The organism is Peribacillus sp. NPDC055009, from assembly GCF_053608705.1.
On the sequence record NZ_JBSGVZ010000008.1, the window covers coordinates 41,014 to 57,268 of the forward strand.

General features: G+C 37.3%; 13 protein-coding genes. 10 read left to right on the forward strand and 3 right to left on the reverse strand.

All coding sequences use genetic code 11. The features are described from left to right. The 9 genes from lpdA to ACWF5P_RS13910 all read left to right on the forward strand — a co-directional run bounded on the left by lpdA (position 1) and on the right by ACWF5P_RS13910 (position 10,093). Complete coding sequence (lpdA, locus tag ACWF5P_RS13870; RefSeq protein WP_452444980.1) at positions 1–1,383, forward strand: dihydrolipoyl dehydrogenase; 1,383 nt, start codon at positions 1–3, stop codon at positions 1,381–1,383. A 19-nt stretch (positions 1,384–1,402) separates the two neighbouring features. Further along, positions 1,403–2,179 (forward strand): acetoin reductase, encoded by a 777-nt coding sequence (locus ACWF5P_RS13875; protein ID WP_101222153.1) that lies wholly within the window; start codon positions 1,403–1,405, stop codon positions 2,177–2,179. Between the two features lie 204 nt (positions 2,180–2,383). Continuing rightward, the gene (locus ACWF5P_RS13880; protein WP_434169578.1) at positions 2,384–4,270 is read left to right on the forward strand and encodes a sigma 54-interacting transcriptional regulator; all 1,887 of its coding nucleotides are present in this window, start codon (positions 2,384–2,386) and stop codon (positions 4,268–4,270) included. A 71-nt stretch (positions 4,271–4,341) separates the two neighbouring features. Next, positions 4,342–5,319, forward strand: coding sequence for a nitronate monooxygenase (locus tag ACWF5P_RS13885; RefSeq protein ID WP_434169579.1), 978 nt, complete (start codon positions 4,342–4,344; stop codon positions 5,317–5,319). 889 nt (positions 5,320–6,208) lie between these two features. Then, complete coding sequence (locus tag ACWF5P_RS13890; RefSeq protein ID WP_101222156.1) at positions 6,209–6,559, forward strand: hypothetical protein; 351 nt, start codon at positions 6,209–6,211, stop codon at positions 6,557–6,559. Positions 6,560–6,699: 140 nt separating this feature from the next. Continuing rightward, positions 6,700–7,386, forward strand: a complete 687-nt coding sequence (locus ACWF5P_RS13895) for a winged helix-turn-helix domain-containing protein (protein ID WP_434169580.1) — start codon at positions 6,700–6,702, stop codon at positions 7,384–7,386. Between the two features lie 3 nt (positions 7,387–7,389). Continuing rightward, a complete protein-coding gene (locus tag ACWF5P_RS13900) occupies positions 7,390–8,325 on the forward strand; it encodes an ATP-binding protein (protein WP_434169581.1) in 936 nt (311 codons plus the stop codon). A 168-nt stretch (positions 8,326–8,493) separates the two neighbouring features. Next, the gene (locus ACWF5P_RS13905; RefSeq protein ID WP_434169665.1) at positions 8,494–9,417 is read left to right on the forward strand and encodes an ATP-binding cassette domain-containing protein; all 924 of its coding nucleotides are present in this window, start codon (positions 8,494–8,496) and stop codon (positions 9,415–9,417) included. Then, positions 9,401–10,093 (forward strand): ABC transporter permease, encoded by a 693-nt coding sequence (locus tag ACWF5P_RS13910; RefSeq protein ID WP_434169666.1) that lies wholly within the window; start codon positions 9,401–9,403, stop codon positions 10,091–10,093. The genes ACWF5P_RS13905 and ACWF5P_RS13910 overlap by 17 nt, the downstream gene beginning before the upstream one ends. A gap of 871 nt (positions 10,094–10,964) precedes the next feature. Here ACWF5P_RS13910 and ACWF5P_RS13915 read toward each other — a convergent pair. Then, positions 10,965–11,552, reverse strand: a complete 588-nt coding sequence (locus ACWF5P_RS13915; RefSeq protein ID WP_101222161.1) for an SET domain-containing protein — start codon at positions 11,550–11,552, stop codon at positions 10,965–10,967. A 939-nt stretch (positions 11,553–12,491) separates the two neighbouring features. On the opposite strand from ACWF5P_RS13915, the gene ACWF5P_RS13920 reads away from it, so the two are divergent. Next, positions 12,492–13,523: an acyltransferase family protein gene (locus ACWF5P_RS13920; RefSeq protein ID WP_434169582.1), complete on the forward strand. Its 1,032-nt coding sequence runs from the start codon at positions 12,492–12,494 to the stop codon at positions 13,521–13,523. 480 nt (positions 13,524–14,003) lie between these two features. Here the strand turns inward: ACWF5P_RS13920 and ACWF5P_RS13925 are convergent, their stop codons facing one another. Both ACWF5P_RS13925 and ACWF5P_RS13930 read right to left on the reverse strand, forming a co-directional pair. Next, on the reverse strand, positions 14,004–14,645 hold the full coding sequence (locus ACWF5P_RS13925) for a glycosyltransferase (RefSeq protein WP_402937023.1): 642 nt from the start codon (positions 14,643–14,645) through the stop codon (positions 14,004–14,006). 629 nt (positions 14,646–15,274) lie between these two features. Further along, complete coding sequence (locus ACWF5P_RS13930) at positions 15,275–16,252, reverse strand: bile acid:sodium symporter family protein (RefSeq protein ID WP_101222164.1); 978 nt, start codon at positions 16,250–16,252, stop codon at positions 15,275–15,277. Positions 16,253–16,255 lie beyond the last annotated feature (3 nt).

Consider the following 16,255-nt stretch of genomic DNA (forward strand, 5'->3'; position numbering starts at 1 on the left):
TTGAATCGTATAGCAATTATAGGCGGAGGTCCTGCAGGGTATGTAGCGGCAATCACTGCTGCCCAGCAGGATAACGAAGTCATATTGGTAGTGGATGGGCCATTGGGGGGCACCTGTTTAAATGAAGGCTGCATGCCAACGAAGTCATTATTGAAAAGTGCCGATACGTATGACTTGGTGAAAAATGCCGGGCAAATGGGAATTCGCCTTCCCTCCAATTCGATTGAAGTCGATTGGGATACCGTACAGGAACGAAAGAGAGAGGTCATATCTAAACTAGTGAACGGCATTCGATATTTAATGAGTAAGAATAAAATAAAAGTCATTCAGGGAAGGGCTTCCATCCTTTCAAGCAATCGACTGCTGATCGAGAACGGAAATAAAAATGAAGTAATCGAGGCAAGTAAGATCATCATTTCAACGGGGTCAGAACCGATTCCACTACCTCTTGCGCCGTTTGATGGTGAATGGATCATCCACAGCGGCCATGCCATGTCACTTCCTGCCATTCCCGATTCGCTGATAATTGTCGGAGGTGGTGTCATTGGATGTGAATTTGCCAGTATTTATAGCAGGATGGGCACCAAGGTCACCGTTATCGAAATGGGGGAAAAGCTGCTTCCAGGGGAAGATGATGATATCACAAGGATTCTGCATGACGAATTGAAAAACCAAGGCGTTACAGTCCATACCTCCACATCTGTCAAAAACATCAATGCAACCAGTAAGACGGTATATTTAGAGAATAGCGATGGCAAATTGGATGAAATGCATGCTGATTACGTACTCGTATCAATAGGGAGAAAACCAAGAGTGAACGGAATGGGCTTAGAGGGAAACGATATTGATTTTTCCCGACTTGGCATCTCGGTGGATGATCGAATGCAAACAAGCAATCCATCGATTTATGCCTGTGGTGATGTGATAGGGGGCATACAACTTGCCCATGTAGCTTTTCATGAAGGACGGGTGGCGGCTCTGAATGCCTGCGGTCAATTTGCACAAGTGAATTACCGGGCAATTCCTCGCTGCATTTATACCTCCCCGGAGATTGCCAGTGTAGGCTTGACCGAAAAAGAAGCGCGTAATAAATATGGAGAGATTAAGGTTGGTGAATTCGCTTTTTCGGCAAACGGGAAAGCGGTCCTTTCCAATAAACCGGTAGGAAAGGTCAAAGACCTTGTTAACCCACAATATAATGAAATTTTAGGTTTTTCCATTGTTGGTCAGCATGCAACAGAATTGATTGGTCAAGGAACGGTCATGCTGCATGCAGAAATAACGGCAGATATGATAGAAGATTTAGTAGCAGGACATCCAACCTTGTCGGAATCCATACATGAAGCTCTTTTAAATGTTGTAGGTCAAGCTGTGCATTGCTAAAACTGAAGGGGGAATTTGTATGGCTAGCGGTCAACGGATGGCGATAGTCACTGGTGCAGGTCGTGGTATCGGACGTGCCATTGCAATAAGATTGGCTCAAGATGGGTTGAATGTGGTCATTAATGACGTCAATCTGGATACGGCTGAATCGGTCGTGAATGAGATTAGGGAACTTGGACGTGAAAGCTTTGCCGTTAAAGCGGATGTAAGCAATAGACGGGAAGTATTCGAAATGGTGAAGCAAGTTGTGGAACGTTTTGGACAACTGGATGTTATGGTTTCAAATGCAGGAATTGCACAAATAAAGCCTCTTTTGGAAGTAACTCAAGAGGATCTTGAACAGATTTTCAATATAAATGTAAATGGTGTCCTCTTTTGTCTGCAAGCCGCGGCTGAACAAATGAAAAAGCAAGAAGGCGGGAAAATCATAAATGCTGCCAGCATCGCCAGTTATAAAGGATTTAGCTTACTAGGTACATACTCGGCCACGAAATTTGCCGTAAGAGGAATTACACAAGCGGCAGCACAGGAATTAGCCCAGTTTGGCATTACGGTGAATGCATACTGTCCAGGAATTGTCGGGACGCAAATGTGGGATTTAATCGATGAAAAAATGGGTCAATATATGAATCTTGCTAAAGGGGAAACATTTAAAAAGTTTACAGATTCCATAACCTTAGGACGCTCCGAAACCCCAGAAGATGTGGCGAAATTCGTCTCTTATCTTGCATCACCGGATTCGGATTATATGACAGGGCAATCCATCATGATTGATGGAGGAGTTATTTTCTCATAAACTATATTGTTCAATGGAGAAGCATCATGTGAATGATCACATGATGCTTTTTTTGCAAACTCAATCTATATATTGTAAGCGAATACATAAACTACTATAATTAAAAAGACCTCGATTAACATCCTAATTTATACTCCATGGTATTTTTCCTCTAGATAGACTGGTCAAGTGAAGGTTTAAACCAAATGATTAGAGGAGGATTATATGCTATCCACTAGTTGTTATCTACGTACTTGGGAACGCTTTGTCAGTGAAGGCGTTCTCGATTCAAATCGTCTGAACAAGCGAATAATGGAATCCTGGCATCGCTGCAAAAAAGATCAAGTCAATCCATACCTTAATAAAGGCAAACACATTTTGACGAATGAATTATTGGACATTCAAAGAGAAAAAAACTCGTTTCTATTAGAAGTGGCATCCCCCCAATTATCCAGGATGAATCAATCGATAGAAGAATCGGGAATGATGGCATTATTGGTCGATCCGGATGGATATGTCCTTTCACTTTCCGGAAACGAGAAAATACTCGATGAGGCAGGCAAAATAAATTTTGTGGAGGGCGTATGCTGGACGGAGGGTGAAGTCGGAACGAACGCAATTGGAACAGCGTTGAAAACGGGTGAAGCCGTAATGATTCAAGGGACCGAGCATTATTCAATTGCCTCACACAAATGGAGTTGCTCTGCGATGCCTATTTTAAATGAAGACGGTAAGATATTGGGAGTTTTGGATATATCATGTCCAGTAGAATATTTCCATCCATCCATGCTGGGTATGGTAGCCAATTTGGCTTATACGATCGAACAGGAAATGGGGGTCCGTTCCTATAAAAAGGAGCTGGCACTGACCCAGCACTCGATAGAACTTGCAGAAACCTATCCAGATCTGCCTTTTATCGTCTGTAATCACAAAGAAATGATTATCTCCGCCAGTAAACAGGTTCGCAAAAAAATTCCTCAATCCATTGGTATGGCATTGGTCGATCTGTTAAATCATGGATATCGAATCGTAAAGGAGAATCCGCTTCTATCCAAAGAGGATAATAGGATTTCCGGTAAGTGTTTATTCTTATCAGAGAATTATGGTCATGAAACCAATAGGCTTTTTCCTGCTTCAATGCCTTTAGAAAGGTTTGCCTTCAAAGGGGAAGGAGGGATTAGTGAGTCCTTTCATAACACATTAAATAAAGTGAAGCTTGTTGCACCGACAGAAGCAAATGTGTATATATCCGGTGAAACAGGGGTCGGGAAAGAGCTTATTGCCAAGGCTATTCATGAAAATGGCATGCGCAAAAAAGGACCATTCGTCACGATAAATTGCGGAGCCATACCTAAAGATTTAATGGAAAGTGAATTATTCGGGTATGTTGATGGCGCTTTTACTGGGGCTAAACGGCAAGGGCACAAAGGGAAGTTCGAGCAGGCAAATGGAGGGACCATTTTTCTCGATGAAATCGGTGAAATCCCTTCAGCGATGCAGGTTGCCTTACTGCGTGTTCTTCAAGAAAGAAAAATCGTTCCGATCGGCGGCACAAAAAGCATTTCATTGGATATTCGCATTATCACTGCAACACACCGTAATCTTGAAGAGCTTGTCAATGAAGGGTCCTTTCGTAAGGATTTATACTATCGGCTGAACGTTTACCCCATTCATGTACCTCCCTTAAGGGAAAGGGTTGAAGACATTCCTTATTTAGTCAACTACTTGTGTTCGAAGAATAATTGGAATATTCCATTAACTGAAGAATTATTGAACCGTTTAAAGGAGTACAATTGGCCAGGCAATATTAGAGAGCTGCAGAATGTACTTCAGCGATTGACCATCTTACTTGCAGAAGGACCTCTTGATTATGTTAAAGTTTTGAATTCCATGCATTCCCAGCCCGTTACACGGCATGATGATTTTCCTGCATGGGAAGAACCGGGTAAAAATGGGATCAAGGGAAATGAACTGACGATCCGTGAAAAAATTCAACGTGATCTGATGATAGAGGCATTACAAAAATCAAGAGGGAATGTCACTGCTGCAGCAAAGCTTATGGATATACCAAGAAGTACATTTTACAAGCGGCTCCATAAGTATGGTATTTAGACATGCGTGTGTACATTTTGTAAGAAAAGCAGACTTATAGAAATCCTTGAAAAATGAAAGGGGTATGGCAAATGAAAACGAGAATTACTGAATTATTGGGGATTGAATATCCGATTATATGCGGAGGGATGTTTCAAGTTGGCCGAGCCCCGCTCGCAGCCGCTGTTTCAGAAGCGGGGGGACTCGGCATCATCACTTCAAAAACACAGGTGACACCAGAAGGTCTCCGTGATGAAATAAGGAAAGTGAAAACTTTGACCAAGAAACCCTTTGCTGTCAACCTGAACCTGTTCCCAAGTCAAACGGCAACCCCTAATGATGAGTTCATCGATATTTTAATTGACGAAGATGTAAAAATTGTTGAAACGAGTGGCCGAAGCCCAGAAAGTTTAATGCCCAGACTTAAAGAGCACGGCTTTACAGTGATACATAAGGTAGCGAACGTCAAAAACGCAATGTCGGCAGAGAAATTAGGGGTCGATGCCATTATTATTGTAGGGAATGAAACAGGCGGACATCCCGGCATGGGTGATGTAGGAACACTTGTCATGCTCCCTCGAGCGGTTGACTCCGTTACTATACCAGTAATAGCAGGCGGGGGATTTTCGGATGGCAGAGGCCTTATCAGTGCCTTATCACTCGGTGCTGAAGGTATCGTAATGGGTACTCGCTTTATGGCAACGCAAGAAGCGCCGATTCATGATAATGTGAAGCATTGGATGGTATCGGCCAATGAAACGGATACCGTTGTCATCCAACGGAATATAGGCAGTCCGTCGCGTGTAGCATTAAATGCCGTCAGTACAGAAGTGGATAAACTTGAAAATGAAGGTGCCACTATAGAGGAATTGATTCCGCTAATTACGGGACAAAGGAGCAAGAAAGTATACTTTGAAGGAAATTTAGACGGAGGCATCTGGTCATGCGGTCAATCCGTAGGACTGATAAAAGAAATATTGACCGTCAATGATTTAATAAACCAAATCGTCCAAGAAGCAAAAACCTCGTTCGAATTCATCCAAAGCCGTATCGAATCCATTCGAACATAAATAGCCTATCTTACAAAAAGGAACAAGAGATCAAGTGCGATTTCTTGTTCCTTTTTATCTATTGGGCATAGTTCCATAGGTGCCCAAGGATAGGCTTTTTTTAAAGTGCATTACCCTTATTTATAACAGAAGGTTGAAGGAAAGACTGATTTATTCGCAACTCTAATGTGAAAAGCCATCTCAAGACAGAAAAAAAGGTATATCTCATCAATGACTTGCTAACCAACTTTCAGCAACTTCTTAATAAAGACATTCACATGTAATGAAACCAAAGAAATAGGTAATCAACATTTCGTGATTAGTGTTCCGCTTAATCAGACTACCTTAGATCTTTAAACCCTTTAAATGTGATTTGGCATTTCTCAATGATTTTAGAAATTTATTAAATACTTTTTTATAATATGTAAAAATCGAGTTTTACGATTTACATATAAATGAATTGCACTCATGATACCCAAGAACTGATTGCTGAAGGTAGGCAGTGTTTCTAATCAAATTCGTTTTAAAGATTTACCTTATAACTCTTAGCAGCTACCTACTGATTCTCAGCATGTTGTTGCACTTATGAAAGCGGTCAAAGCATAATGATGCTATAAGTTAAGTGAATATGTCTTATTAGAGATGATGTGGTTAAAAAAAGGATCTATCATCAATCTCAGGAAGAAAGCGGAACTTTCATGATAAAACCCTTTGAATTGCCATCGAGATAAACTATATTTATATAATTTTATGGAAGTGTTACCCCGTGATTTTTCTCATTTTGCCATTTATTTTATATATCAGAATAACAAAATTGGTAGATCAAGTCAGTTAAGCAGGATTAATTTAGATTACTACAGAATTATTAGATAACGCTTTTATAACTATGTCTTTAGGAAAGGATAAGCAAATGAAGAAAAGGATTAGTGGGGCACTCACCATAGCTGCTTTATCAATAATAGGCGGGGCAATCATTTATTACTTCATTTCTTCTTCATACACAACTACAGAAGATTTATACGAATTCCCTGTACCTAGAAAAGCTGAATTGGTTCAGATAAATGAGCAAGGGAATCGATATGAATGGTCAAGGGCTTCTGAAGAAAATGGCATACCATATGGATATGACTTAGCCCTTAAAGCGAATGGATGGAAAAAGGGGAAAAGTGAAGGGGCTTCCGTTTTTTACACGAAGGGAAATAATACAATAGATTTGCTTACTACAACAAACCAATTAGAGATTCTTAGAGTAAATGACTAAGAATGATAAATAATAAGTCAACTAAAGTGTATTAATTGAATAATCGAACCAATAACTATTTTGTGTGCTTTTTAAAATTTATAGTGCGTATATAGAAATAAGGTACATTTACAATTCAACACTCAGAAGGAAGTGGAAGTATGCAGAAGAGTATTCTGCTAATTGAGGATGATGTAGAAATTAGTCAATTAATAGTAAGTGCCCTATTGCAGGAGAATTATACAGTACATGCCGCGTTTGACGGGGAAGAGGCTCTAGCGCTCTTTCATGATAAAGAACCCGATTTGCTTCTCCTTGACTTAATGATTCCTAAATTGACTGGTATGGATTTATTGAAAAAAGTAAGAGAAACGAGCATGGTTCCTATATTAATTATTTCTGCAAAAGGAAGTGATCTCGACAAAGCGCTTGGTCTTGGATTTGGCGCCGATGATTATATAAGCAAGCCATTTTCGATGATTGAATTAACAGCTAGAATTCATGCTGCCATTCGCAGGGCAACGCAATATCATACATCCGAAAGCAACTCCACCCTTCATTATGAAGGGCTCACCCTTGACTTAAATTCATTTACTGTAAATGTTAGAGGGAGAACTGTCCAACTGACATCAAAGGAGTTTCACATATTAAAGTTGTTTATGACCAATCAAAGCAGAGTATTTACAAAGGAACAAATATACCACTTTATTTGGGAAGATGATTATTACGGGAATGAAAATGTCATTAACGTACATATAAGGAGACTTCGTGAAAAAATTGAAAAGGACCCATCCAACCCACAATATATTAGAACGATATGGGGGATTGGTTATAAATTAGGTGTGTAGCTCATGATAACCATTCTTTTTGCAATGATTATTTTTTTAGTAATCATAAATGTCTTTCAGTATTTGTCCCGAAGAAAACTTAAGCAAAACCTTTATGAAATAAGTGGAAAATTAAGCGATATCATCCAATATGAAACATCTGAAAAAGTATTGATGCCGACCGATCAGCAAGCCATTCAGCAATTACTCATTCAAATAAACAGGCTATTGGATTTCAATCAAAAAGTTATTGCGGATTATGTAAAAACAAAAGATAGCTTAAGAAAATTAATATCCAATATGTCTCATGATTTAAAAACACCACTTACGGTTATTTTAGGTTATGTAGAAAAATTGAAACTGAATGAAATGATTACTGAAGAGGAAAAGAAGGTATTAATGGTAAGGCTGCATGAAAAAGTATTGAACTTAACTGGTTTACTTAATCATTTTTTTGATCTGGTAAAAATAGAATCAGACGATTATGTGATTCCTTTAAGTAAACTTTCACTCAATGAGGTTTGCAGAAAAAATGTATTGGAGTTTTATGATTTACTGCTCGCAAAAGGACTTCAGGTAGAAGTTGATATCCCAGATCAGCATCTTTACATCTTAGGTAATGAGGAAGCCTTAAATCGTATATTTAATAACCTTATTTCAAATTCAATTCGATATGGCAGTGATGGAGGGGTCTTCGGATTAACACTTCGAGAGGGTGATGGAGCTGTTTCTGTAGAGATTTGGGATAGAGGTAAGGGTATAGCCGAAATCCATCAAGATAGGGTGTTTGACCGGTTATATACATTAGATGATGCCAGAAATCCAAAATTTCAAGGGAGCGGTTTGGGTCTAAGCATATCAAAACGCTTAACAGAAGAGATGAAGGGTACCATCCATTTATACAGTAAGCCTTATGAAAAAACGGGCTTTACCTGTATTTTCAAACAAATAACCTATTAAAACTTCTTTAAGAGATGTTCTAACGGAACAGCTCTTTTTTAGCTTCGGGATTGATATGAGCTCTTACGTCATTTTTCTAAACTTAAGGAACATGTAAGGATTGAGAAAGAAAAAAGATACTTTCTCTGACTAAGATAGAAGTAGATAGCAATAAGGGAGGCAAAGATGATGGATTATGTTGTTAAAACAAATAGCTTAACAAAAAAGGTAAAAGGGAAATTGCTCGTATCTAATGTGAATCTTCATATAAAAAAGGGTGAAATTTATGGTTTCCTTGGTCAAAATGGTGCAGGGAAAACGACAATCATGAAAATGCTAACAGGAATAATAAGTCCAACCACAGGAGAGATTGAATTGTTTGGCCAGAAGTTAACGAAAACCGAGAAGTCTGGCTTGAAACGGGTCGGAAGTATTATTGAGTACCCAATCTTTTTTGAACATTTAACTGCGATGGAAAATCTTCAGCTTCATTGTGAATACTTAGGTTTTTATGATAAAAAGGCAATTACACAAGCGTTGGAGATGGTTCATCTAACTGGGATTGAAGATAAAATGGTGAGCGATTTTTCGCTTGGGATGAAGCAGCGACTGGGAATTGTAAGAGCAATTATTACGAAGCCCGAACTGATTATATTAGATGAACCTACAAACGGCCTTGATCCAATTGGTATAAAAGATATAAGAGATCTAATTCGAATGTTAAATAAGGAATATGGAATTACTTTCCTTCTATCCAGTCACATCTTAGGGGAAATTGAAAAAGTAGCTGACAGAATTGGTGTCATTAAGGATGGAAAGCTCGTGAACGAAGTGACTTTAGCGGATATTAGTAAGCAACGGACAGACTATATTGAAATTGTCACAAAAGATGTGGAGAAATCAATCTATTTACTTGAGTATGAACTCCAAATTTCCAATATGAAAATTGTGCAGGATAATAGGATTCGAATATATGATCTCACTTTGCCGCAAAGCGAAATATCAAAAAAACTAATTATGTATGATGTAGATATCGAGGAAATACAAAAGCATACAAGTACTTTAGAAGATTATTTTTATCAACAAATTCATGGAGGTGGAAAAGTTGGTTAAATTAATGGAGTTGGAGTGGAGAAAGTTAAAGCGAAAAATGATCCTTAGTGAGCTGATTATATATTGGGGTATATTGATGTTTTTGCCCATGTTTTTTATTAAAATGGTCAGTGCGGAATTCGGTCAAAGTTATTCAACCATCATCCAGCTTATGATGTCAATGCAGCTGGGATTTGTCCTTTTCGGAGCTTCTCTTATTAATCAGGTTGTAATCGATGAATATAAAAATAAAACAATATCTCTTTCATTCGGATATCCGATTAGTCGAAAAAAATTAGTTATGGCAAAGGCTCTTTTTATCTCACTTTTTGTTTTCCTTTGTACGATAGTATCCTTTTTGTTATCTGGAGTGACAACTTATTTACTTGATCAGGCATTTCATATCATTAACGGGCAACCGACTGCTGAAGATATTACCTCATATTTTAGTAAGATGATTGTTCATTCTTTAATTGTTACGCTTATTAGTTTAATACCGCTCTTTTTCTTTGGTATTTGGAAAAGAGAAACGATACCGACAATTCTTTGTGCAATATTTCTAATGCAATTTCAAAATTTCTCTTTTTTACTGAATGTCAATCTTAATACCAATATTGTGAACACAGTGCTATGTTTATTAGGAGTAGTTAGTGTTTATCTCTCGATTAAAATGGTGGACAGAGTGGGGGACATTTAGTTTTGCCAACTCTTCACAAATTGATTAGAGCCTGGTATTATTCGGATTCATAGATAGTTGGATCATACATTAATTAGGTGATTAAGAAGGAGAATAAAGGAATGACTGTTTTTTTGTTGAAAGTGGATTTTAAAGTTACATTGAAAACACGTAAAGGATAATACATATTAATAATCATCAATATGTATTATCCAATATTATTTTTAATCAGTAAGTATGAAAAAAAGTGCAAAACAAATTAATTTAAATCCAAGAAAAACTGTATGCCGATAAATGTATCTGTAATTAGATAAAAAGATTATAGATAAATAATAACCATGATTAAATATAAAAATTTGCATTTTGTCTCACTAAGTTAAGTATTCTTAAGATATGAGACGAAATTAACATTAATAATATAACTTCCTATAATATATATTATGTAAACTAGAATAAAGAATTATACAAAATGATCACAGCTTCATATTCCTCTTTTGTACACAGACGCAAAGTTTAATACATTCATTAGGGTCATTAATTTGAGTACATAGTGTTATTAATCCACTTAAAACCTCACTACTTCACTATATCTGTTTTGATATACAAAATCGAGTACATTATAAACAATACAATCGTATAAATTTAACTGTAAACACACATACCACCGTTCATTAATTTATGAACGGTGGTATGTGTGTTGCCCTTTCAACCTATACCTCCTCGCTGGATAAAACATTCCATTCTAGGTAAACGATATAAAGTTCAGAGGGGCGGTCTTTTCTGGGGTTTTAAACCCTTACGTTGATGATTCATGTTCTATCTTGCTGGATCGAAAAAGCTGGTTGAATGAATTGAGAACAGATCTGTCTGTCCTGATAGTTGTTTGTTGCCTTTACTCCTCTTCATAGAGCGTAAGAAAGGAATCCGGCTCGGCACGTCCCTCTGCGATCGCGTTTACCCTGTCGACGAATTCCGGTAGAATCAGATGACGCAGAGGCTGGTCTACTTGATTCAATCGTTTGAATGCCTCCCGAGCCAAATCATCCCATTCCTTGTAGCGATGCAGATAATCATCCGGCATCACTACGGTGCTAGACGTCCCTTCCTCCGGTTCACACTCAAACGGTTCGTCTAACCCGAGTGTAGCATAGTCGCATGTGATTTGCTCTCCGGGGAGAATATCCCTCGACGCTAATTCAATCTCATAGACAGTCGATACCACATTTGGACTGAAGCTGTGATTTAAGTATCTGGCATGATCCCAGCACAGCACGTAGCGATCGTCATCGTTGAGGTAGGCATATTTATAGACGATTTCCCTTCTCATTAGCTCAAGCGATTCAATCTCATCTTCCTCGAGGATGATGTCCAAATCATCTAATGCCCAGATGATCGTTCCTTTGGGAATCATTTTTGTGGCAAAAACGCCCACACCAATCTTTTCATTGACAAACCGAATCTCAGTATCTGGATGTATCATTGATTCTGTTCACCCTTTCTCAAAACTTACTATTACAATATATAGAAGATTCGTTTAATTGACTGTTCATTCGTGTATTTTCTCCAAGTTCAATCAGCGGAATTTTTCTCCTGGAAAAATGAAATTGGTCGCTTTAATGGAAAAACCACAGAAATTTAGAAATAAACAGAAAAAAAGATGCATGATAACTTTCATCAAAACTTCATTTGTAATTCATCATCATAGATCATCTTTTGAAAAATTCGAGGATAAAAAGTTTGCAGTAAGCATCGACAAAAAAAGATGGTACTTAAATCTTAATAAGGAGAATTCTCTAATTTGGTGACCTTACAGGAGCTTACAAATTAATACCTAAATATGATCCGACGTTAATAACTAGTGAATTAATGATGGGGAAAGTTAATTTAGCAAATCAAACGATTTTAGATCGAGGAAAAAGAGAAAAGAACGCTTCCCTCCCCTTCATCCCATTGTCTTTCCGTTAATTCAAGACTATTAAGCAATTCTTTAGAGCAGCAAAAACATACAGTAATCCGCTTTTATAATTTAAAAAACCCGCTCTCCGTTGTTCTTCAATATCAGCTGGACTAAACTTTCTAAAAGTTTAGTCCAGCGTTTATACAAAGCTACAGGCAGCGATAATTAATTTCAATTTACAATCAGAAAGTCCCCCACAATTCCCTTTGTCAAAAGCTCGATTACATGATTTTTTGCTGATATAGCCAGATTATCACGAACATAGACATTCATATGATTACTATCCGAATGATGAAGCTAATATTACAAACTGTCCACGCTCCTGAACGATTAGCTGTTCATTAATTAAGTCTTACAGTATCTCGGGATTGGATTCAGAAAGAGTAAAATAAATTTTTCTTTGGTGTACATAATATAGGGAATAACCAATGATAGTAAAAGTGTTATGAAAAGGGTGAACAAATGGAAAGAAATAGCGCGATTGACTTTATTAAATTTTTTGCAATTTTTTCTGTTGTAGTCATTCATGTATTCCCAAGGGATAGCCAAATTGGTCTTTTTATTCTCGATAACTTCTCAAGGTTTGCGGTGCCATTCTTCTTTACGGCTTCTGGTTATTTGTTCGGTAAAAAGATGATACACACAAGGGATTCCATAGATTATTTTAAAAGGTACATTATAAAAATCTTAAAACTGTATTTGTGCTGGCTCTTCTTTTATATGATGTATGATGTTCTTATTCTTTATAAAGCGGCTGCCGATGTACCAAAGGAATTTGCGCAATACATTAATCAATTTTCATTTCTTGACCTTATATATTACGGAACTGGGACTAGCGGATACCAATTGTGGTTTTTAACCGCATTAATTTGGAGTGTTATCATTCTATTCGGTTTTTTTAAGTTAAATAAAGCAAGGCTTCTTTTAACCATTAGCCTAATATTCAACTTATTAGGTCTTTTCGGACAATCGTATACGGTGTTCTATGATCTTCCTCTAAGTACAAGGGATGCTTTATTCATTGGTCTTTTTTATACAACTTTGGGATTCTTCTTTGCGTATGATAAATTCTTTAAAAAGTCAAGAGCAATAACAACCAAAAACAATTTATTATTAATTTTGATCTTCTTTACTATCCAAGTGGTAGAAGGATACTTATTAGAAAAGATATTATCAGGAAGTCATGGGGAATATTTTATTTCTACCATCTTTTTAACTGCATTTCTTTTTTTATTTGCATTAAATAATAAAACATTGGGGAAGGATTTGTTCATTACTAAAGTAGGAGGAAGAGCCCTGGGTATATACATTGTTCATGTAGTCTTCATCGATATTTTTGATTTAATTATATCGGCAGCAAAAATGGATCATATATCCGACAATTTATTGTTAAAACTATTTGAGACACTCCTTATAATTTCTATGTCGTACATATCTTATGACCTACTTCAATATTTCAAAAGGAGTTTAAGCAAATTGATAACAACCAGATAGTGAAAAGTTACAACGATAAAGGAGCATGAGTCCTGAAGTCCCGATGCTACTTCTTAAAATTTACGCTTGAAAAACCATAGGTCCACGCTTTCTTAATACGAGTATACTTACGCGTTGGCTTATAAAAAAAGCACCCTTTTTGACGCTTGTTCTTTGGAAATATGCTAACAACACTGCCGTTTTAGTCCTGGATGAAATTTTACTGAATTAACATACCCGTTTGTTCAAAAAAAAATAAATATGATCCCTTGCAACCCCTATTTTATTTTATTATTTGTTTTCCTTCTACTCCACTAAAGACAGACTATCGTAAACGCTAGTATACGATCCATCTAATAGATATTGTTTAGTTGATATGCATAGGATACTATCCCATACATATCAACTATGCGGTATTTGCTTGAACCAGTTATATAAACAAAGGTAAATGCCTCTCATAATGAAAAATCCTCCAACAGAATGCTGGAGGTTTTTTCATTATCATTTAAACTTATCCGGAAACTGCTTTACAACTCCCGCAGAGATAGTATCTGCCATTAGGATTATATGTGTGACCCCTTCGTCAATTGAAACGATTCTTCCGTTCCAATTTTTTGCTAAGCTTGCAGTTAAATCATTTGTCACTAATTTCAAATGCATATAAAGCAAATTTTTTAGATCTTCATTTTTTAAATAGGGATTGGCACCGCTAAGGAAAGCTGCGATTTCATCAGCATTTCTATACCATTCTTTATTTAGCTGTTTCACCAAGACCTCATTTCCACTTTTAGCCGCATCTACAATCTTTCCCGCAATAACAATATGCTCCTTAAGCAAATCCGTAAGTTTGTTCCCGGCTTTCTCTCCGTATACTGGCTTTATAGCATTTCCAATATCCTCCTGATTTTTCAGAAGCCTGGCCAATACCTGTTTTTGATCCTCCGCTCCAGCTGTCGTTGCACTTGTAATGTAATTACTTGTCCACAATACATGATCAATCCAAAGTTTCCTGAATTCATTTGCGAACTTTACCTCAGATTGACTAACACTTTGTACCTGCGGTTTAGCGTATGCACTGGTTGTTCCAGACACCATGTTTAGAGGAAATAAAAAAATGAAACCCATCAACAATAATTTTTTCATAACACCATCTCCTTCCAAAGTTTAAAAACACCTTTTTATTATTGATATATGGGATTTTAATATTCATGATAATGGTTCTACTTACCCTGTTGAACGGTAAATTGGACTTAGATGAGCTCACATCGTCCTATGTAAGCTGTTTTTCTATAAAAGTATTAATACACGGACACTACAACGTCGCAATTTGCACTTAAAATATGATGAATTAATGTTTAAATTAATTGAAACTTCAAGAATGAGGTGCCAAGAAATAGTGGATTTAATATGGGAGCAAGTTAATATAGAAAATCAAACGAGTTTTAGTTAGAGTAAAAGGGAATTAGACTCCCCCTTCTTCTCAATATCTTAATGTCTTTTTGATTGATTCTGTCACTTGGAACTTCCTATAAAAGATAATTTTGTTCTAGTACTTCATTTATTTTTTTTATTGATATTTGTATTCTGCCTGTTAAAACTATTTACTACATGCTTGATATAGGAGAGTTTGAACAGAATGGCTCTCTTATTCATTGATGAATTCTAGAATTCATTCATGATTTTTTGCCCCTTCACATGCCTTCCTGGACAAAATTGCAGCAGCAAAAAAAATCCCAGCTGGAAGCATAGGATCTTTTTTAACTTAAATATAATTAAAGTTTGTTCTCTACCGGATGAACTGGCGCTTCCTCTATACTACTGTCGTCAGCAGACTTTTTAGACCAGTAAGTCGCGAGAATTGGTCCGGATATGTTGTGCCATGCAGCAGCCAGGACACTTGGAAGTGCCGCCAGAGGACCAAAATGTGCAGTAGCAAGCGCAACGCCCAACCCTGAGTTCTGCATGCCTACCTCAATCGAAATTGCTCTTCTATTCACTTCATCAAGTCCAAGCACTTTCGCTGCTAAGTAACCGAACAGCAGCCCAAATCCGTTGTGAAGCATTACGGCAGTGAAAATTAGGAACCCGGATGCAGCAATGCTAGTTGCATTGCCTGAGACTACTGCGCTTACAATCGTAATGATAGCTGCTACCGAAATAAGCGGTAAAACGGTTAAGCTTTTTTCAACTATTACAGGGAAAAACCGCTTAATGGCCAAACCTAAAACAATCGGAAGAAGGATGACTTGGATAATGGACTTAAACATATCAAAAAAATCAACAGGCATCCATTGTCCTGCGAGCAAAAGCAGAAGCAGTGGCGTCATGATTGGAGCCAGTAAAGTTGATACCGAAGTCATAGCTATCGACAAAGGTACATTGCCTTTTGCCAGATAAACCATAACGTTAGAGGCTGTTCCGCCTGGTACACAGCCGAGCAAAACCAGTCCTGCAGCTAATTCTGCTGGTAAATTCATGAGTTTCGCAATAAGGAATGCCACAGATGGCATGATGATAAACTGGGCGCAAACCCCAATTATCACGGGCAGTGGTTTAGTAATGATGATTTTAAAATCAACGGCCTTCAATGTAAGCCCCATACCAAACATTACAACGCCAAGCAATATTGTAATATATCCCCCCAATCCCAAAAATGGCTCTGGAAAAATAAAGGCAATGACGGAAATTAAGATAACCCAGACAGCAAAATATTTGCCTGCTAATGCACTGAATGCTTCCAATACTTTCATTTC

What these genes read in the sequence shown, in the direction of transcription:
- ACWF5P_RS13875 (WP_101222153.1), top strand. Translation starts at nt 1,403, where the DNA reads ATGGCTAGCGGTCAACGGATGGCGATAGTCACTGGTGCAGGTCGTGGT.
- ACWF5P_RS13880 (WP_434169578.1), top strand. Translation starts at nt 2,384, where the DNA reads ATGCTATCCACTAGTTGTTATCTACGTACTTGGGAACGCTTTGTCAGT.
- ACWF5P_RS13885 (WP_434169579.1), top strand. Translation starts at nt 4,342, where the DNA reads ATGAAAACGAGAATTACTGAATTATTGGGGATTGAATATCCGATTATA.
- ACWF5P_RS13890 (WP_101222156.1), top strand. Translation starts at nt 6,209, where the DNA reads ATGAAGAAAAGGATTAGTGGGGCACTCACCATAGCTGCTTTATCAATA.
- ACWF5P_RS13895 (WP_434169580.1), top strand. Translation starts at nt 6,700, where the DNA reads ATGCAGAAGAGTATTCTGCTAATTGAGGATGATGTAGAAATTAGTCAA.
- ACWF5P_RS13900 (WP_434169581.1), top strand. Translation starts at nt 7,390, where the DNA reads ATGATAACCATTCTTTTTGCAATGATTATTTTTTTAGTAATCATAAAT.
- ACWF5P_RS13905 (WP_434169665.1), top strand. Translation starts at nt 8,494, where the DNA reads ATGGATTATGTTGTTAAAACAAATAGCTTAACAAAAAAGGTAAAAGGG.
- ACWF5P_RS13915 (WP_101222161.1), bottom strand. Translation starts at nt 11,552, where the DNA reads ATGATACATCCAGATACTGAGATTCGGTTTGTCAATGAAAAGATTGGT.
- ACWF5P_RS13920 (WP_434169582.1), top strand. Translation starts at nt 12,492, where the DNA reads ATGGAAAGAAATAGCGCGATTGACTTTATTAAATTTTTTGCAATTTTT.
- ACWF5P_RS13925 (WP_402937023.1), bottom strand. Translation starts at nt 14,645, where the DNA reads ATGAAAAAATTATTGTTGATGGGTTTCATTTTTTTATTTCCTCTAAAC.
- ACWF5P_RS13930 (WP_101222164.1), bottom strand. Translation starts at nt 16,252, where the DNA reads ATGAAAGTATTGGAAGCATTCAGTGCATTAGCAGGCAAATATTTTGCT.